The sequence below is a fragment of the Lysobacter sp. Root76 genome (assembly GCF_001428685.1).
In the GTDB taxonomy this organism is placed as follows: Bacteria; Pseudomonadota; Gammaproteobacteria; order Xanthomonadales; family Xanthomonadaceae; genus Lysobacter.
This window is the reverse complement of sequence record NZ_LMIK01000005.1, coordinates 250,066-267,217: the sequence shown is the minus strand read 5'-3', so window position 1 is coordinate 267,217 and position 17,152 is coordinate 250,066. Positions and strand designations below refer to the sequence as shown.

The 17,152-nt window shown below is 68.1% G+C and carries 14 protein-coding genes; 6 read left to right on the top strand and 8 right to left on the bottom strand.

All coding sequences use genetic code 11. The annotated features are described in order from the left end of the window. Positions 1–845 precede the first annotated feature (845 nt). Positions 846–1,781, top strand: a complete 936-nt coding sequence (locus ASE10_RS08550; protein WP_055907383.1) for a 5'-nucleotidase, lipoprotein e(P4) family — start codon at positions 846–848, stop codon at positions 1,779–1,781. Between the two features lie 216 nt (positions 1,782–1,997). Here the strand turns inward: ASE10_RS08550 and ASE10_RS08545 are convergent, their stop codons facing one another. The 4 genes from ASE10_RS08545 to ASE10_RS08530 form a co-directional block, all read right to left on the bottom strand. Continuing rightward, entirely contained in the window at positions 1,998–3,011 is a 1,014-nt protein-coding gene (locus tag ASE10_RS08545) for a spore coat U domain-containing protein (RefSeq protein ID WP_055907381.1), read from the bottom strand. Continuing rightward, a complete protein-coding gene (locus tag ASE10_RS08540; RefSeq protein WP_162255263.1) occupies positions 3,008–5,290 on the bottom strand; it encodes a fimbria/pilus outer membrane usher protein in 2,283 nt (760 codons plus the stop codon). Before ASE10_RS08540 ends, ASE10_RS08545 begins: the two co-directional genes overlap by 4 nt. 61 nt (positions 5,291–5,351) lie before the next feature. Continuing rightward, complete coding sequence (locus ASE10_RS08535; RefSeq protein ID WP_056304702.1) at positions 5,352–6,104, bottom strand: molecular chaperone; 753 nt, start codon at positions 6,102–6,104, stop codon at positions 5,352–5,354. A gap of 14 nt (positions 6,105–6,118) precedes the next feature. Beyond that, entirely contained in the window at positions 6,119–6,619 is a 501-nt protein-coding gene (locus ASE10_RS08530; protein WP_056304700.1) for a spore coat U domain-containing protein, read from the bottom strand. 980 nt (positions 6,620–7,599) lie between these two features. Here ASE10_RS08530 and ASE10_RS08525 point away from each other — a divergent pair. From ASE10_RS08525 to ASE10_RS08515, 3 genes are all read left to right on the top strand, one after another. Further along, positions 7,600–8,508, top strand: coding sequence for a hypothetical protein (locus ASE10_RS08525; RefSeq protein ID WP_056304698.1), 909 nt, complete (start codon positions 7,600–7,602; stop codon positions 8,506–8,508). Between the two features lie 83 nt (positions 8,509–8,591). After that, positions 8,592–11,585, top strand: coding sequence for a glycerol-3-phosphate 1-O-acyltransferase PlsB (plsB, locus tag ASE10_RS08520; RefSeq protein WP_235567548.1), 2,994 nt, complete (start codon positions 8,592–8,594; stop codon positions 11,583–11,585). Between the two features lie 303 nt (positions 11,586–11,888). Then, the gene (locus ASE10_RS08515; RefSeq protein ID WP_056304694.1) at positions 11,889–13,157 is read left to right on the top strand and encodes a hypothetical protein; all 1,269 of its coding nucleotides are present in this window, start codon (positions 11,889–11,891) and stop codon (positions 13,155–13,157) included. A gap of 102 nt (positions 13,158–13,259) precedes the next feature. Here ASE10_RS08515 and ASE10_RS08510 read toward each other — a convergent pair whose 3' ends face one another. From ASE10_RS08510 to ASE10_RS08495, 4 genes are all read right to left on the bottom strand, one after another. Next, a complete protein-coding gene (locus ASE10_RS08510; RefSeq protein ID WP_056304692.1) occupies positions 13,260–13,874 on the bottom strand; it encodes a hypothetical protein in 615 nt (204 codons plus the stop codon). Between the two features lie 11 nt (positions 13,875–13,885). Further along, entirely contained in the window at positions 13,886–14,503 is a 618-nt protein-coding gene (locus tag ASE10_RS08505; RefSeq protein WP_056304690.1) for a hypothetical protein, read from the bottom strand. Beyond that, on the bottom strand, positions 14,500–15,114 hold the full coding sequence (locus tag ASE10_RS08500; RefSeq protein ID WP_056304688.1) for a hypothetical protein: 615 nt from the start codon (positions 15,112–15,114) through the stop codon (positions 14,500–14,502). The genes ASE10_RS08505 and ASE10_RS08500 overlap by 4 nt, the downstream gene beginning before the upstream one ends. A 126-nt stretch (positions 15,115–15,240) precedes the next feature. Continuing rightward, complete coding sequence (locus tag ASE10_RS08495) at positions 15,241–15,450, bottom strand: YdcH family protein (RefSeq protein ID WP_056304686.1); 210 nt, start codon at positions 15,448–15,450, stop codon at positions 15,241–15,243. Between the two features lie 236 nt (positions 15,451–15,686). Here ASE10_RS08495 and ASE10_RS08490 point away from each other — a divergent pair, with 236 nt between their 5' ends. Both ASE10_RS08490 and ttcA read left to right on the top strand, forming a co-directional pair. Then, a complete protein-coding gene (locus ASE10_RS08490; RefSeq protein ID WP_056097679.1) occupies positions 15,687–16,001 on the top strand; it encodes a hypothetical protein in 315 nt (104 codons plus the stop codon). Between the two features lie 224 nt (positions 16,002–16,225). Further along, the gene (ttcA, locus tag ASE10_RS08485) at positions 16,226–17,143 is read left to right on the top strand and encodes a tRNA 2-thiocytidine(32) synthetase TtcA (RefSeq protein ID WP_056305243.1); all 918 of its coding nucleotides are present in this window, start codon (positions 16,226–16,228) and stop codon (positions 17,141–17,143) included. Positions 17,144–17,152: the final 9 nt, after the last annotated feature.

The window sequence follows — 17,152 nt, the reverse complement described above, 5'->3', positions numbered from 1 at the left end:
TTCTCTTGGGCTAGCAAGAGAAAGTGACCCGCACGCGCAGCGGGCGGAAGCTGTTGCTTAAGAACGAAACCAACGCAGCAAACGGAATTCGCGATCGCGGCTCACGCTGCTCCCACAGAAAGCGGAGCCGATCCCTATCGAAATCTGCGTGGTAGCCCGAGGTCGCGGTCGCGGCTCACGCCGCTCCTACCCCAAGGCGAGTGGCAAGAGAAAGTGACCAGCGCGCGCAGCGGGCGGAAGTTGTTGCTTAAGAACGAAACCAATGCAACAACCGGAATTCGCAATCGCGGCTTACGCCGCTCCCACAGAAAGCGAAGCCAATCCGAATCGAAGCCAGCGCGGTAGCCGAAGGTCGCGGTCGCGGCTCACGCCGCTCCTNATCGCGGCTTACGCCGCTCCCACAGAAAGCGAAGCCAATCCGAATCGAAGCCAGCGCGGTAGCCGAAGGTCGCGGTCGCGGCTCACGCCGCTCCTACCCAAAGGCGAGTAGCAAGAGAAAGTGACCCGCTCGCGCAGCGGGCGGAAGCTGTTGCTTAAGAACGAAACCGACAAAGTAGCTGGGGTTCGCGATCGCGGCTCACGCCGCTCCCACATGAAGCAGAAGGCAGAGCCGTAGCGGAACCGCCGCCGGAAGACGAAGGTCGCGGTCGCGGCTTACGCCGCTCCTACCCTAAAGCGAGAGCGGCGCAGCTCCGGCTGAGGGGCCGACGATCGCGGCTTATGACCGAAGGAAATCCCTGGGGAATGCCGCTCCTGCGGAAGGCAGAAGCGAACTCGGGCGGCACCCGCCAACCCTGCCACACACCTCGGCTACACTTCAGCCCTTCCCAAGCTCCGGATCGCGCATGCACACCCGCGCCCTTACCCTGTCCGTCCTCGCCTGCGCGCTCGCGCTGGGCGCCTGCAAGCGCAGCGAAGCGCCTGCCGCCAAACCGGCCGAGCCGGCAACGCCTGCGGCCACCGCACCGGCTGCCCCCGCCGCGACTCCGGCGGCGAGCGCCGCGCCCGGCGGCGACGACAACCTCAATGCCGTGCTCTGGGTCCAGACTTCGGCCGAGTACCGTGCCGCGACCGAGACCGTCTACCGCGCCGCCGCCGACAAGCTCGATACCGCGCTCAAGCAGAAGAACTGGGATGCGCTGGTGACCGATGAACGCGGCAACGCGGCCACCGGCCTGCCGCCGGCGGTGGTCATGGACGTGGACGAGACCGTGCTCGACAACTCGCCCTACCAGGCGCGCCTGGTGCGCGACGGCAAGGAGTACGACGACGTTACCTGGGACGCCTGGGTCGCCGAGAAGAAGGCCAAGCCGCTGCCGGGCGTGGTCGATTTCGCCAAGGCCGCGACCGCCAAGGGCGTGACCGTCCTGTACCTGTCCAACCGCGCCGAACACCTGCAGGCCGCGACCCTGGCCAATCTGCGCGCGGCTGGCATGCCGGTGAAGGACGACAGCGTGTTCCTCGGTCTGGGCACCTTCGTCGAGGGCTGCGAGCAGAACGGCAGCGAGAAGAATTGCCGGCGCAAGCTGGCCGGGCAGAAGTACCGGGTGCTGATGCAGTTCGGCGACCAGCTCGGCGACTTCGTCCAGGTGGTGGCCAATACCCCGGCCGGCCGCGACGATCTGCTCAAGCAGTACCACGACTGGTTCGGCGAGCGCTGGTGGATGCTGCCCAACCCGACCTACGGTTCGTGGGAGCCGGCGCTGTTCAACAATGCCTGGGACCAGCCGCGCGAGGCGCGCCGGGCCAGCAAGCGTGAAGCGCTGAACGTCGCGCCCTGAACCGGGCGCGCCTTGCGTGCGCATCGCAGTATGTAATCGAAGTCGATTCCTCGGATGCTTCAACCCAGCATCTCATGCGCTTGACGCGACCTCAGGCTGGCGCCGAACCCGGCGCCTTGCCGCAACCCGCAATCTTCCGGCGCACGCCGGTACGAGCGAGGCCTGGCGCCTCCTCTTCTCCACTGCGCTGGACATCCGTGTCGCCCGGGCCGGCGATCAGTAAGTCACCGTCACCGTGATGGTGTCGCTGTAGCTGCCGATGGCCGGCGCTTGTGCGCCGACCCGGCCGTACACGGGCAGCGACTCTGCCGCCCCTGTGCCGGTGCCGGCCAAGGTATCGGTGCCGAGGGTATTGCCCCAGCGCAGGCTGCGCGGGCTGTTGCGATACAACTCGTAGACGACGAACTGGCCGGCGCCGTTGCGCATGCGCCGGGTCGTGCCGCTGGCGTAGAGGCCGTTGTCGAGGCCGATCTGCCAGGCGGTGCGGCCGCTGCAGACCAGGCCGATCGACGTGGTCTGGTCGACGTTGGAGGTGATCGGCCCCGGCACATTGCCGAAGGCCAGGTTGGGCACCGGCTTGGGCGTGAGCGTGCAGCTGTCCGGCACCGAGCCGTTGACGGTGAAGGGGAATTGGCTCGAAGTGCCGCCGCTTCCTCCGGAGATGCACGAGGCCGGCATCGGTGGGGTGCCGAGCAACTGTTCGGCATAGCGGAACTCGATCAGGGTATCGGCCCCGGCGGTGAAGCGGTTGACGTAGGTGCCGGCGTTGAGCCCCGTCTGGGTCGGAATGCGGCCGTACAGAGTGGTGTCGATGGTCTGGTTGCCGCCGAGCACGGGCACGTCATAACTGAATTGCAGCAGCAATGGATTGGGCACCGTGGCATTGCCGCGCGCGCCCCAGATCGCGCTGCGGGCGGCGTCGGTGTAGAGCTGCATGTTCATCGGATCGTTGAAGGTGTTGACGAGGCGGCGCGGGTTGAGGGTGCCGCCGCCGTCGGTGCCGCTGAAGATGCTCACGCACATGTTGACCTTGGCATTGGCGAGCAGGGACAGGCCGAAGGTCGAACAGGTAATGCTCAACGTCGCGGTGGCGTCGCTGATCGAGCCGCTCGTCGCCGGAAAGTTCAGCGTGGTCATGGTGCCCGTGCAGGTGGTCGTCGCGGATGCGGGACGTGCGGGCAGCCAGAACATCAGCGTCATGCACAGCGCGGCGGCGAGCAGACGATTCATGGCATCACCTCGGTCTGGCAGATCAGCGGCCCGATGCGCGGTACGCCGCCACCGGCCGGGTACGCGAAACGCACGCTGCAGGAGCCGTCGGCGGTGTCGACGCGCACCGTGTTGAGCTCCTGCAAGGTGTCCAGGTAGGTTTCGCCGTCGTAGCCGACGACCGCGGTCGCGCCGGAATCCAGATGCACGCGACTGCCGACCGGCAGCGCCTGGCCGCGCATGTCGTGCAGCACCAGCACCGCGGCGCGGACCTGCTCGATGCCGAAGCGCACCAGGGTGCCGGAGCGGTCCCGCGGCGTGGCCTGGACTTCGACCCGGTCGAGCCGCAGATCGGCAGGCAGTTCCATCGGATCGATGCCAATGCGATTGCGCTGCCAGGCGTTGAGCGGCGTCACCAGCAGCATGCCGTCGCGATCGGTGCGGCCTATCAAGCGATTCTCGAGCAGCACCGGCACGTCGGCCCGGCCGGTCGAGACCACCGCGAACGCATCGCTGACGTTGCGCGCAGCGAAGGCGTGGCCGCCCATCCAGACCAGCGAGCCGCTGGCGCTGGCATAGCCGTAATCGTTGTCGCCTTGGCGGGCGAGGCCGAGGCTGTAGCGTCCGTACGAAGTCAGCCAGCCGGCTTCGGCCAGGCCGCCTTCTTCGCCGTCGCCGCCGCGCGCCTGCAGGCGCCAGCCGAAACCGCCGTCGCCGGGCACCGGCCGGCTCAGGTCGAGCACCGCCTGGTCGCGATCGCGGTTGCGTTGCAGCGAGGCGCTGAGTTGCAGGCGGCGATCTTCGCGGCCGTAGTCCAGGTTCATCGAGAAGCCGAGGTAGACGTTGCTGTCTTCGGAGCGATCCAGGTTCTGGTTGTACGACAGGCTCAGCGCCGCGCCGCTCTTGAAGTTGCGGGTCCAGGTCGCGCTGCCGTAGCGCGCCGGCGTTTCGTTGCGATAGATCAGGCGCACGTAGCTCAGGCCCAGACTGCCCAGGCGGGTGTCGCTCCAGCTCGCCACCGCGCGTTCGCTGACCCGCGCCGGGCCGAGGCCGTAGCGCGAAGCGACGTCGCGGTATTCGCCGCGCGTGCGCTGGGTGTCGGCGGCGAGGTTGAAGCGGCCGTTGCTCCAGTTGTAGGCGGCGGCATACAGCCAGCCGGAGTCGCTGCGGTCCTGGCCGTGCGCGAGCGACGCGCTGAACACGCCGGCACGTCCGAGCAACCAGACCGCGCCGAGCCCGCCGTTGACCACGCCGTCGCCGCCTTCGGCATGCGCCTCGAAGGTGAACTCGTCGCTGATGCCGTAGCGCAGGTCGGCGCTGCCGAGCAGTTCGCTGCCGTAGGAGAACGAACGCAAGGCGTAGTCTTCGCGCGCCATGCCCAGGCTCAGCGACCAATCCGACAAGCCCTTGGCGAGCAGCTGTCGCGCGGCATAGAACGGAAAATCCAGTTGCCGGGTGCGGCCGAAGGCGTCGGTGACGACCAACTGCGCATTGCCGGCGCCGGTGATGCCGGGGATGGTCGCGAGCTGGAACGGCCCGGGCGGCAGTTCGCCGCTGTATTGGCGGATGCCGTTGACGTACAGATCCACCGCCGACGGCACCGCGACTTCGCCGAGGAAGGTCGGCAGCGGCGTGGTGATGCGGTACGGCTGCAGACCGAAGTCGCGGCCGATGCGCACGCCGCCCAGGCGCAGGGGCCGGGTCCAGTCGAGCTGGCCGCTGATCACGTCGCCGACGGTGATGCTGAACATCGAGGCCGGCGCGGACCAGCGCCAGCTGCTGTCCAGGCGCACCGATTCGGTCCGCCGCGGCTCGCCTTCGCTGCGATGGCTGCGCGTCACCGCGGTCTGGCTGAAGACGCCGGCGCCGAGACCGAAAGCGCGCAGTTCGGCGAAGGCGCTGATGCTGTCGCTGTGGTCGTCGCGGCTGGCGTAGAAGTCGTAGTTGAGCAGCACGCCAGGCGATGCGGTCGCGCTGGGAATATCGGTGCCCGGCGCATTCAGGCGCGTGGTCGCCAGGGACAGCAGCGACAGCGGCGCGTCGATCGCTACGCGTTGCAACGAAGCGTCGTAGCGCACGCTGACGCCGGCCAGGCTGTCGGGCGCCAGCGATTCGCCGTCGTCGCGACCCTCCAGGACGAAGCCGATCTGGCGCAGGGTCGCGACGCTAGCGAACAAATGGCCGTCGCGCAGCTCGAACGGTTGCGACGTGCCGTAGGCGGTCTGGTTGAGGCTGACTTCGAGGTAGAGCTGCAGCGGAGCGGGTGCGGTGCCGATCCCGTCGGCACGGGCCAGGATCAACGGCGGCAGTTCCGCCGCATGGCCCGTTGGCGATGCCAAGAGCAGGCCGGCGAACATGGCTTCAGCGAGCCGGCGGGTCCAGCGCCAGTGTCCGCTCGGTCGATTCGCCATTGATCCTTGCCTTCAACGTGCCCGGACCACGCAGCAACTCGGCCGATGCCGCCAGCGGCCAACGCATGCGTTGGCCGGCCAGGGCATAACCGAGCAGACCAGGCGCGATCGCATGGCGGCTTCCTTGCGCATCGACGAATGTCAGGTCGGCCAGCTGCGCATGCTGGCCACCGCGGTTGTACACGCTCAGGCGCGCTTGTGCGCCGTCGAAATCCAGTTGCGCGCGCAGGTCCGGGGCGATGATCGCCTCCCCGGTCGGAGCGAGGAACACCGGGACCGAATAGCGCAGCACGAATTGCAGGCCGGCCGGGCGGTCCTGATCGCCGGGCGGCAGCTCGTCGACGATCAGCCGATAGCTTTCCTCGGCCGCGGGCGGCGCGCCTAGCCGGATGACGCGCAGCAACTGCCGCGCGCCCGGAACCAGCTCGAGCATCGGCGGACTGACCGCCAGCGCGCGCGTCGGCTCGAAACGCTCCTCGCCGTTTTCCTGGACCCAGCGGAACACCCGGACCTGCGCCTGCAGCGAGGTGCTGCCGGTGTTGCTGAGCCACAGGCCGTCGGCGCTCTTGCGGACCGGCAGGGTCAACGACGTCGGGGTGACCTGTAGCCCGGCCGCAACGGCCGGCGCCAGCGCGAGCACGCCCCATGCGGCCGCGATGGCGAGAGCGGCGCGGACGGCATGCGGGAGCCGGCGACCGCTCATCTCTCAAACCCCGATCAGTAGGTCACCGTGGCGGTCACCACGTCAGTGTAAGTAGCACTGGGAAAGTTGGCGCTCGGCGTCCTGCCGTAGACCGGCAGGTTCTGCGCCGCACCCGTGCCGCTGCCTGCAAGGACGTTGCCGCCGCCACCGGTGGTGCTGCCCCAGACGTCGCCGGCGCCACGGGCGGCGGCGCGATAGAGCTGGTAGGGGACTTGGTTGGTGCCGTCGCTCATCGCTCTGGAGTTGACGTCGGCACCGTTCTGGCCGTTGTCGAGCGCGATCGTGTAGCCGGTGCCGGGCGTGCAGTTCACGGTCAGCTGGCCCTGCTGGTCGATATTGGTCGCGGACGAGGCGACCGAACCGAAATTAACGTCGGTGGCGGCGACGGTGTGAATGTCGCAGGTGCTGGTGATCGTGATGGTGACGTCGAACTGGGTGGAGTCGTTGGCGGCATAGGCGGGCGCGATGCCGGCCACGAAGAGAGCTGCGAACAGACGGGTCTGAGAAAGACGCATGGACGGGTGCTCCTGCACTAAGGCGCTCTGACGGTCCGGCGTTTTTGCCGGATCTGACGGTTAGGAACGCATAAAACATGCCATGGCGTCACCGCAAGCCAGATAGGTACGGGCACACGGTGATCGTCGTCATGTATATGCGCGCCGGCCTATTCAGTTCCATTTTTGTGAATATCGCGGGGTTTATCTTCGCGCTGAAACGGTTTTATTTTCAAGCTGAGAATTGGGATTATTAGACGTAATGCGTCAACTAGTGTGCTTTCTGAGCGCAGCCCGGATAGCCGGATAACGTCTTTCTCGCTCTGGGCGCCTGCGTCGGAGGCTGCGGGCGGAACGGTAGCGAGAAGAATTGCAGGCGCAGCCGGCCGGGCAGAAGTACCGGCACCGATGCAGTTCGGCGGCCTCGGCGAATTGACTTGGCGAGTGCTGGCGACCCCTTGTCCGACCCGACCTACGGGTCGTGGGCCCGCGCTGTTCAACCATAGCTTGGGACTATGGGCCGTGAGACGCACCGGCCAGCAGGCGCTAAGCGCGGGGCGTCGCGCTTTGCACCGGCGATGCCTAGCTTGGCGCATCGCAACATAACACGACACAATTAAATCAATGACTTAAATGATTTAACTTCAGGTATTGCATTAGCTTGGAAGGCGACGTAGTCTGCCCACGTCCGGCCTTGGCCGGAGCCATGCCACAACTCGAAATCCCGGCCTCGGCCGGTTTGAAGGAGGCCCAGCGCCTCCTTTTTTTATGCCGGCCGCTTTCATCGAAGCCGAGATCGAAACACTCTGGGCTGAGACGATGGTGGCAAATTACCTATAATTAGCATCCGTTAGACGCTTTTAAGCGCTTATCCGTACAAGCCTTGCGCAATCCGGCCGCAACGCGCCTGTCGCCGATGCGGGCGACGATCCGGAACCGACTTGGCTTGTGGCCGGCCCCGGCCCCGGCCAAGATGCCGCTTGCGACTGGGGAGCCGCCTCATGCCACCGTTCCGACGCGCCTTGGCCGCGTTGCTGCTGATCGTCGCCGCCACGGGTGGCTGCGATCGCGCGCCGCTGCAAGACAACGAGGCGCCGCCGAAGCTGCCCGCCCAGGCGGTGCAGCAGCTGGTCCACGACCTGCGCAGCAACGACCTGGCCGGCTACGCCCGCCATGCCGTGCCGCCGGCGCTGCACGACCGTCTCGAACTCGCCTGGCGCGAAGGCCGCACCACCTGGCCGCTGACCGAGCTGCCGCTGGAGGACCGCCTGCCCGGTTTCCTGCAGGCCCTGGCCGCGCCGGGCGCCGAGAAGAAGCTGCAGGCCGTCTACCAGCGCCAGTTCGCCGGCGCCCACGCCGAACTGCGCTCGGCCGCGTCCACCCTGGGCATGTTCGCGATCCAGTACGTGCGCAGCGAGGGCGACTACAGCACCGAAGAGCGCGATCACTACGCCCAGCTGATCGGCGCCCTCAGCGCCTGGGGCCAGCGCGCGCCGCTGGGCGATCCCAAGCGCGCCCGGATCGCGATCCCGCAACTGGCCGCGGCCGCCCGCCAGACCGCCCTGACCGGCACCGACGCCCTGCGCCTGACCGGCATGGACCGCAGCCTGGAACGCCTGGGCCCGTTCTTCGGCCGCTTCAAGCGGGTGCTGGTCGGCTACGGGCTGGATTTCGACGCCAGCCTGGACCGGGTCGAAGCGACCCTGGCCGAACAGACCGGCGACACCGCGCGGGTGCGCATCCGCTACACCCTGGCCGGCCAGGCCATCGACGCCTACGTGCGGGTCGAACGCCACGAAGGCCGCTGGTACCTCAGCGATGTGCTGCGCCACGCCGAAGCCGAGGCCACGCGCACCGTCACCGCCCGCGGCGCCCGCCCCGGCGCGCCCGCCGCCAACACCGCGCCCTAGTCGCGCACCGAGGCCAAACGCCGGCCCCGAACGCCGTCGCGTTCGCGCAAGCAGTCCCAATCCGAATGGGCATAATGGCGCCGATGCCGAAACAAACGCCCCTGCCCTTCCCCAACGCCGCGCCGGCCCGCCCGGACGACGCCACGCCCAGCGCGACCACCGAAGGCGAGCCTGCGGCCCAGGCCGCCGCGCCCGATCCCGCGCCCTCCGCAGACTCGACCGCCGCATCGGCCGAAACCGCGCATAACGCAGAAGCCGACATGTTCGGCGCCGAAACCAACGCGTTAACGGACGAAGCCGTGCAGAATCAGAATTCAGCCGCGCCGCCCGCCGACCCGGCAGGTCCGCAGGACTCTCCGGGCGCAAACGATCGCGCCGGCGCGGGTACCGCCGATCCCAGCGCGGCCCATGAAGCCGTCGCGACCGGGACGCTGGCCGACGCCGAACCCGAACACGACCCGTCCCAGCCCGAGCTGCCGATCCCGCCGCCCGCTTCGACCTCGACCGAGGCGCGTCCGCTGCCGCCGGCGCGCCGCCCCTGGTGGGCCAAGCTGCTCGGCCGCCTGATGGCGCCGTGGGTGCAGCTGACGATCGAGCCCAAGTCGCCGTCCGAACACGTCGCCGAGGAATGGAACGGCCGCCCGGTCTGCTACGTGCTCGAGGACTACGGCCTGTCCAACGCCCTGATCCTGGAGCGCGCCTGTCGCGAGACCGGCCTGCCCTCGCCCTTGCAGCCGCTGCCCGGCGACCCGCTCGGCCGCAAGCGCGCCTATGTCGCGCTGTCGCGCCGCAACGCCGGCGGCACCCTGGTGCCGCTGCAGGCGCTGGGCGAATCGCTGGCCGGCACCGCGCCGCAGCCGCCGCCGGCCAAGACCCACTCCGGCTCGCTGGCGCGCCTGCTCGACGCCCACCGCGCCGATCCGGAACTGGACGTGCAACTGGTGCCGGTGTCGATCTTCGTCGGCCGCGCGCCCGACCGCAGCACCGGCTGGTTCTCGGTCCTGTTCTCGGAAAACTGGACCCTGGTCGGCCGCTTCCGCCGCCTGCTCGCGATCCTGCTCAACGGCCGCCACACCCTGGTGCGGTTCTCGCCGCCGGTGTCGCTGCGCGGCATCGTCGCCGAAGGCCTGCCCGCCGAACGCACGGTGCGCAAGCTCTCGCGCGTGCTGCGCACCCACTTCCGCCGCATCCGCGCCGCGGTCATCGGCCCGGATCTGTCGACCCGGCGCCTGCTGGTCGATCAGGTGCTCGCCTCCGAATCGGTCAAGGACGCGATCGCCGACCAGGCGCGCCGCGACAACGGCTCGCCGGTCGACGCCTGGAAGAAGGCGCACGCGATCGCCTACGAAATCGCCGCCGACTATTCGCACCCGGTGGTGCGCTCGGCCAGCTTCCTGCTCACGCCGGTATGGAACCGCATCTACCGTGGCGTGCTGGTCCATCACCTGGACAAGCTCAAACAGGAAGCGCCCGGCTTCGAAGTGGTCTACGTGCCCTGCCATCGCAGCCACATGGACTACCTGCTGCTGAGCTACCTGCTCTACACCAAGGGCATCGTGCCGCCGCACATCGCCGCCGGCGCCAACCTCAACCTGCCGGTGGTCGGCACCATCCTGCGCAAGGGCGGCGCGTTTTTCCTGCGTCGCAGCATCCGCGGCAGCGCGCTGTACTCGGCGGTGTTCTCCGAATACGTCGCGCAGCTGGTCGCGGGCGGCTATTCGATCGAGTACTTCATCGAAGGCGGGCGCTCGCGCACCGGCCGACTGCTGCCGCCCAAGGGCGGCATGATCGTGATGACCGTGCGCGGCTTCCTGCGCCAGCCCACGCGGCCGGTGCTGTTCCAGCCGGTCTACATCGGCTACGAGAAGCTGATGGAAGGCAACAGCTACCTCGACGAGCTGTCCGGCAAGCCCAAGGAAAAGGAATCGATCTGGTCGCTGCTTTGGGGCATCCCCAAGGTGCTGCGCTCCAACTACGGCCAGGTGGTGGTGAACTTCGGCGAACCGATCCGGCTCAACGACGTGCTGGCCGAGCATGCGCCGGAATGGGACGGTCGCCCGGTCGGCGAAGACGACAAGCCGCAGTGGCTGTCCGACACCGTCGCGGTGCTGGCCGAACGCATCCAGGTCAACGTCAACCGCGCCGCCGACGTCAATCCGATCAACCTGCTCGCGCTGGCCCTGCTGTCCACGCCCAAGCACGCCATGGGCGAGGCCGATCTTCTGGCCCAGATCGCCTTGTCCAAGACCCTGTTGGCCGAACTGCCGTACTCCGACCGCGTCACCGTCACCCCGCACACGCCGCAGGAAATCGTCGCCCACGGCGAAGAGATCAACGTGCTCGAACGCATCGCCCACCCGCTCGGCGACGTGCTCGGCGTGGACGGCGAAGACAAGGCGGTGTTGCTGAGCTACTTCCGCAACAACGTGCTGCACCTGTTCACCGGCGCGTCGTGGATCGCCTGCTGCTTCCAGCACAACCGCCGCATGAGCCTGGCCGGCGTGCTGCGCCTGGGCCGCAGCGTGTATCCGTTCCTGCAGGCCGAACTGTTCCTGCCCTGGAGCGAGGACGAATTCGCCCAGCGCCTGACGCTCACCGTCGAAGTGTTCATCCGCGAAGGCCTGCTCGAACGCGTCAGCGAGGACGACGGCGGCATCCTGGCGCGCAACGCCGGCCAGACCGACGAAGTGTTCCGCCTGCGCGCGATCGGCCACTCGCTGCAGCAGGCCTTCGAGCGCTACTACATCGCGATTTCGGTGCTGGTGAAGAACGGCGCGGGCACGCTGTCGGCCGGCGAACTTGAAAGCCAATGCCAGCTCGCCGCTCAGCGCCTGTCGCTGCTGTACGCACCGGCCGCGCCGGAGTTCTTCGACAAGACCCTGTTCCGCGGCTTCATCCAGAAGCTGCGCGAACTCAAGCTGGTCTGGCCCGACAGCAACGGCAAGCTCGCCTTCGACGCCCGCCTGGACGCCTGGGCCAAGGACGCCAAGGTCATCCTGGGGCGCGAACTGCGCCACACGATCGAGAAGATCAGCCCGGAACTGGCCAAGCCCGCGGCCGAACCGGCGGCGGAGTGATCCACGGCGACGCCGGAGCTCCGGCGTCGTCGCCGCAAGCGCGCGACTAGGCCCAGATCCGAATCTGCGCAGCACCGGCACCGGCTGGGCAGATCGTCTTTGCGCATACACAAAGCCCAGGCCAACGCCGGAACATCAGGACCCTCACGAGCAGGCGACCGTCGCGCATGACGGCGCGCGTCGCCGACAAGATGCCCGGGTGACAGTGCCTACGTTGCACTTTGCGGCAACGGTGTAGCCCACTGTGGGCACTCTAACGGTGCCTCTTGCTAGGATGCGACCTCGCCCGCAAGGAAGCATCCGATGAGCGTTCGAGCCGCCAGCCCAGCACCCGCGGCACCCGCCCGCGCCGCCGCGCAACATGCCTGGCTGGAGATTCCGCTGCTGGCCGCGCGTCTGTTGTGGCGGCATTGGCCGGCGCTGGCGTTTTGGTTCTTCGCCCAGCGCGTCTGCTACGACCTGTTGATGGATCTGGCGGTCAAGCTCGGCGAACGTTCGCTGCTGCTGTCCTTCGCCGCGCTGTCGCTGCTGATCGTGACCCAGCTGGCCGGAACCATCTTCATGTTCCAGTCGCTGCGGCTGTCGCTGCCGGTGCTCGCGCAAGGGGCGATCACGCCTGACACGAAAGCGGTGCGCAAACAGTGGATCACTGCGCTGGCGATCGCGCTGCTGCCGTTCTTCGCCTACTACGTCGGCTGGGGCCTGCTGGAAAGCCTGCGCCGCTACTTCGTCACCGCGTACATCTTCGGAGTGTGGGAGCGCGAGGACCTGCTCCACGTGCTCACTCTCAAGGGCCTGTGGGTCGCTCTGGCGATCGCCTGGGCGGTACGCTGGTTCAGTCGTCGCCGCGCGGCGGCCACCGGGCACGCCTCGTGGAACGTGCTGGCCACAGTATGCGAGGCGTACTGGGTATTCGTCGGTGTGGCCGCGATCGGCCAGGCGCTGCAGACCGGCAAGGAGTGGTGGCACGAACGCGCGGTGTACGCGGCGGTGGCGGAGTGGTGGCAAAGCCCGGCCGCGCTGTTCCAGATGCTGGCGCCGATCAAGCGCGCGCTGGCGCCGCTGTGGGATTTCCTTGCCACCGCGACCGGCGCGGTGGCGCTGCCGCTGATCTGGCTGGCGATCACCGCGATCGTGTATGGCATCGACCTGCGCAAGGCCCAGCGCCTGGACGATGCCGACGCGCCGCTGGACCGCGCGGTCGCTCGATTCAAGGCCATGCATTTCACTTTGCGCATGCTCGCCGACAAGGCAAGCGCGGGTTGGACCAGCAAAGGCGTGCCGGTGATCAACAGCCTGCGCCTGGTGCTGCGCGCGGGCACGCCGGCGCTGCTGACGCTGTGCGTGTGCTGGCAGTTGCTGGCGTATCTGGACTCGTGGTCGTGGCACTGGATGCAGCAGCTGGTCGGCCCCAAGGACCCGGCCTGGCAGAAGGTGGAAGGACAGATCTACGCCGTGTTCCTGAACACGCCGCTGTCGTTCCGCAGTTCGTTGCTGACCGATGTATTGCGCGTGGTGTTGTTGGCGGCGACGTTCGACCGCGCTGTCGCGCGCTTGCCGCGCGCGGACTGAGCCGATCGCCTGCGCGGCTTGCGCGGGCACCGGCAGCCGGCCGCTGCGCTGAAACCGGGTGAAATCGAAGGCCGCGGGCAGCGCGCCGGCGCGGCCCGGACCTCACAACCCGAATTCGAGATATTGCCCTTCGGCTTTCTGCGAGTTCTTCAGCTCGATGCGCGCGCGCAACTCGTCCGGGCGCAGCCCGCGCGGCAGCACGAATGCGTGCCGGAACGCGAACGGCCGCGTGGGCAAGGCCTGCACCCGTTGGAACGCCGCGTCGTAGCCGCTGCCGCAGGTCTCCGGCAAGCGCGGCCCGGACAGACGCGGCAACGCCGCGCCGCCGGCCTCCCAGCGCCGTCCGCGCGCGTCGACGATCGCGCCGCGGCATAGGTCGAGGTCGCTGGCCTTGGTGCCTTCGTCGGCTATCACTTCGTAGCTCAGCAGCAAGACTTCGGCATCCTTGCGCAGCCGTCCGCGCAAGCGCGCATCGCCCGCGAGCATCGACTCGGCAGCGACCAGCCTCCAGCACGCGCCGGCGAAGGCGGTCCAGTCGCCCTTGGCCGCGCTTACTGCAATGCTGGGATTGCGCTCGCGGTATTGCTGCAGCGCATCGCGGTACGGCAGCCACAGTGCCAGCGCGCCGAATACTGCAGTGCCGGCGAGCCAGCCGGCATTGCGCCGCCACCAGCCGGTCGACGGCGCGGGCACCGCGGCGTCTTCGTTCGTCGTCATCGGTGCGGCGCTCACAGTCGCAGGTCCAGGACCGGTTTGGCATCGGCGAGCAGCTTGCGCGCGGCGGCCTTGTCCAGGCGCAGATCGACGTCGACCAGGCTGTCGCCGCCCACCGGCAACAGGCTGCCCCAATACAATTGCAGGTGCGCGCCTTCGAGTTGGTCGGGCGGCAGCTCGAAGAACCACGCGCCGCTCTCGGGCAAGCCCGGAGCCAGCTCGCGCTCGCTGAGGTTGAAGCCGTCGAGCTTGGGCCGTTCCTTGTTGGAGGCAACGTAGACCAATCCGTCGCGGGTGCGGATCTGCGCGCTCAGATAACCCGGCCGCTGCAGCGCCTCGACCTTGGCCAGCACCGACAGCCATACGCCGGGGCTGCGCAGCGTGCGGTCCTCGGGCCGCGCGAAGTCGCCCTTGAGCAGATAGGCCCGGGCGACCTTGAGGCGGCCGACCTCCACCGCGAAGTTGCGCCCGACCGCGCGCGCGGCCGGCGCAGATTGCAGCAGGGGCGCATCGCGCTGTTCGTAATCGGACTGGCCCGTGCGCAGCGCGACCACTGCGACCAGCGCCAGTGCGATCCACAGCAGGTCGCGCCAACGCCAGCGCGTCGCAGCGGCGGACGGAGGCGCGCTCACGGCGCCACCAGCCGGTCGCGCAGGTCTTGCACGGGCAGATCGAGCTTGGCCAGCGGATCGCCCTGCAGCCAGGCGCCTTCGTCGTTGAGATAGGCCTTGGCTTTGTAGTCGCGCGCGAACAGGCCGAAGGTCTGGCGCGGCGCGTAGACGTAAGCCGGCGGCAGCTTCCAGATCAGCTCCACGCGTTGGATAAGGCGCGGATGCAGGTCGGCGACCACGCCGTGGTCATCGGCCATGAGCAGATTGTCGGCTTGCACCGGCTCGCGCTGGGCCGATACCAGGATGAGATCCTGGCGCGGGTAGCCGAAGCCGCTGTAGCTGCGCCCGGTGAGGTTCTCGATGTCGGCTTGCAGAACCAGGTAAAGCTGATTCGGTTCCATCCGCCCGCCCGGGCGGTAATGCGCCACCCAGGCGCGCACCGGCGTCACCGCCATCGCCCCGCTCTGCACGCGTTGGCCGGCTGAGTACTGCGCCAGCGGCTTGGTCTGATCCTTCGCCGGCTTGAATCCGCCCAATGCGAAGGTCGCCACCAGCGCCAGCGCAGCGACGATGGCGGCAGCCCGCCACCACGGGTTGCGCGCCGCGCCGATGAGTTCGTCCTTGTTCGCCATTCGGTGACCCGCTACGAGTGCGCGCACCGTAGCACAGGGGCTAAGGCCGGCAGCAGCCACGCACGTCACCAAACGCGCATGAGGCGGCACGCGCTACGGCGATGACGGTGTTGCCGCGACCGGCGCTCAGGCCGGCTCGTCGGGAATCAACGCGCTTTCCAAGCGCGCGATGCAATCCTTCAGCCACAGCTTGCGTTTCTTCAGGCGCTTGACTGTGAGTTCGTCGGCGTCGGTGTCATGAGCCAGACGGTCGATGGCCGCATCCAGGTCGCGATGCTCCAACCGCAGTTCGGCCAGCTTGCGTGCTATTTCGGCGGGGTCGTCGCTCTCGCTCATGCGTCGAGCTTAACGCGCGGCGATGGCGTCGCCATAACTCCAGACGGCGGCGCTTGACGCGCAGCGATCGACGCGCGGCAGCGCGGGCCCGCCGCCTGCCGCGTCGCGCCGCGGTCGGGCAGCCGGCCCGGCCGACTGTCGACCGCCTGAATAGTAAAAATTTCGTTCATATTTAGTTAGAGAATCGTTTGCCTATCCTGGCGCCGCGGATAAGCCGCACACCAAGGAGAGGTCTGATGAATCGCTTCGTTCTGACTGCCGCTTTCGTGTTGATCGCATGCGCCTCGCAGCAGGCTATGGCCAAGAACATCATCATCGCGGGCGAAAGAGGCACCAAATGGTGCTGCCCGGATGGCGTGAAAAGCGACAAATGCCAGCAATTCCCTTCCGGCGTTCCGCTCAAGAAGGAGTGCCGCCTCAATATTGCGGTCGCGCCGGATACGAACCTCAACCCGGGTCAGACGCCCACGGACGGCCACCGCGAGATGACGCTGAAGCCGGTGGCCGAGGACAGCCCGGCCCCGGTTCGCGGCAAGGATGCCCCCAAGTAAATGTCCCACAGGTAGAAGCAGGCTCGCGCCGACCGCCCCGGAGAACGGGCGGCGGCTTTCGGCGGATGGCGTTAGCCCTTGCCGCCACGACGGCGCGGTGCACCGCGCCGTTCGCTTGTGCATCGTTCGTTCGTGCACCGTTCGCGGCGCTTGGAAGCCGACGCGGTCGCCGCCCGGCCCCGGATCGCAGCCGCGCCGGCCCAGCCCGTAGAATGGTCGGCCTGATGAGCACCGTCCTGCCCCTAGCCGAACCCCAGCGCCACGTCCGCGCCGAGCAGCGCCGCGCCCACGAACAGCAGCGCCTGGCCAAGCGCCTGCGCCACCAGGTCGGCCGCGCGATCGCCGACTTCGGCATGATCGAAGAAGGCGACAAGGTCATGGTCTGCCTGTCCGGCGGCAAGGACAGCTACACCCTGCTCGACATCCTGCTGCAGCTGCAGAAGAAGGCGCCGGTCAAGTTCGAACTGGTCGCGGTCAACCTGGACCAGAAGCAGCCCGACTTCCCCGAGCACGTGCTGCCCGCCTACCTGGAATCGGTCGGCGTGCCGTACAAGATCCTCGAGCAGGACACGTACTCGGTGGTGACCCGGGTCGTGCCCGAGGGCAAGACCATGTGCTCGCTGTGCTCGCGCCTGCGGCGCGGCGCGCTGTACACCTACGCCGAGCAGCAAGGCTTCACCAAGATCGCGCTGGGCCACCACCGCGACGACCTCGTCGCGACCTTCTTCCTCAACCTGTTCTTCCACGCCAAGCTCAGCGGAATGCCGCCCAAGCTGCTGTCCGACGACGGCAAGCACGTGGTGATCCGGCCGCTGGCCTACGTGCGCGAGGACGACATCGCCCAGTACGCCGCGCAGCGCGAGTTCCCGATCATTCCCTGCAACCTGTGCGGCTCGCAGGAAAACCTGCAACGCAAGCAGGTCAAGAAGATGATGGACGCCTGGGAGCGCGACACCCCGGGCCGGATCGAAACCATCTCGCGGGCCCTGGGCGACATCCGCCCCTCGCAGCTGTCGGATCCCAAGTTGTTCGATTTCCTCGCCCTGGGCCATGCCGGCCCCTCGCCCCTGCCGGACACGCGTGCGTGGCTGGCGGGAGAGCCGCACGAACGGGAAGACGAGGCGGAGTCGCCGGCCATGTAAGCCCGGCCG

What these genes read in the sequence shown, in the direction of transcription:
- ASE10_RS08550 (WP_055907383.1), top strand. Translation starts at nt 846, where the DNA reads ATGCACACCCGCGCCCTTACCCTGTCCGTCCTCGCCTGCGCGCTCGCG.
- ASE10_RS08545 (WP_055907381.1), bottom strand. Translation starts at nt 3,011, where the DNA reads ATGAATCGTCTGCTCGCCGCCGCGCTGTGCATGACGCTGATGTTCTGG.
- ASE10_RS08535 (WP_056304702.1), bottom strand. Translation starts at nt 6,104, where the DNA reads ATGAGCGGTCGCCGGCTCCCGCATGCCGTCCGCGCCGCTCTCGCCATC.
- ASE10_RS08530 (WP_056304700.1), bottom strand. Translation starts at nt 6,619, where the DNA reads ATGCGTCTTTCTCAGACCCGTCTGTTCGCAGCTCTCTTCGTGGCCGGC.
- ASE10_RS08525 (WP_056304698.1), top strand. Translation starts at nt 7,600, where the DNA reads ATGCCACCGTTCCGACGCGCCTTGGCCGCGTTGCTGCTGATCGTCGCC.
- plsB (WP_235567548.1), top strand. Translation starts at nt 8,592, where the DNA reads ATGCCGAAACAAACGCCCCTGCCCTTCCCCAACGCCGCGCCGGCCCGC.
- ASE10_RS08515 (WP_056304694.1), top strand. Translation starts at nt 11,889, where the DNA reads ATGAGCGTTCGAGCCGCCAGCCCAGCACCCGCGGCACCCGCCCGCGCC.
- ASE10_RS08510 (WP_056304692.1), bottom strand. Translation starts at nt 13,874, where the DNA reads ATGACGACGAACGAAGACGCCGCGGTGCCCGCGCCGTCGACCGGCTGG.
- ASE10_RS08500 (WP_056304688.1), bottom strand. Translation starts at nt 15,114, where the DNA reads ATGGCGAACAAGGACGAACTCATCGGCGCGGCGCGCAACCCGTGGTGG.
- ASE10_RS08495 (WP_056304686.1), bottom strand. Translation starts at nt 15,450, where the DNA reads ATGAGCGAGAGCGACGACCCCGCCGAAATAGCACGCAAGCTGGCCGAA.
- ASE10_RS08490 (WP_056097679.1), top strand. Translation starts at nt 15,687, where the DNA reads ATGAATCGCTTCGTTCTGACTGCCGCTTTCGTGTTGATCGCATGCGCC.
- ttcA (WP_056305243.1), top strand. Translation starts at nt 16,226, where the DNA reads ATGAGCACCGTCCTGCCCCTAGCCGAACCCCAGCGCCACGTCCGCGCC.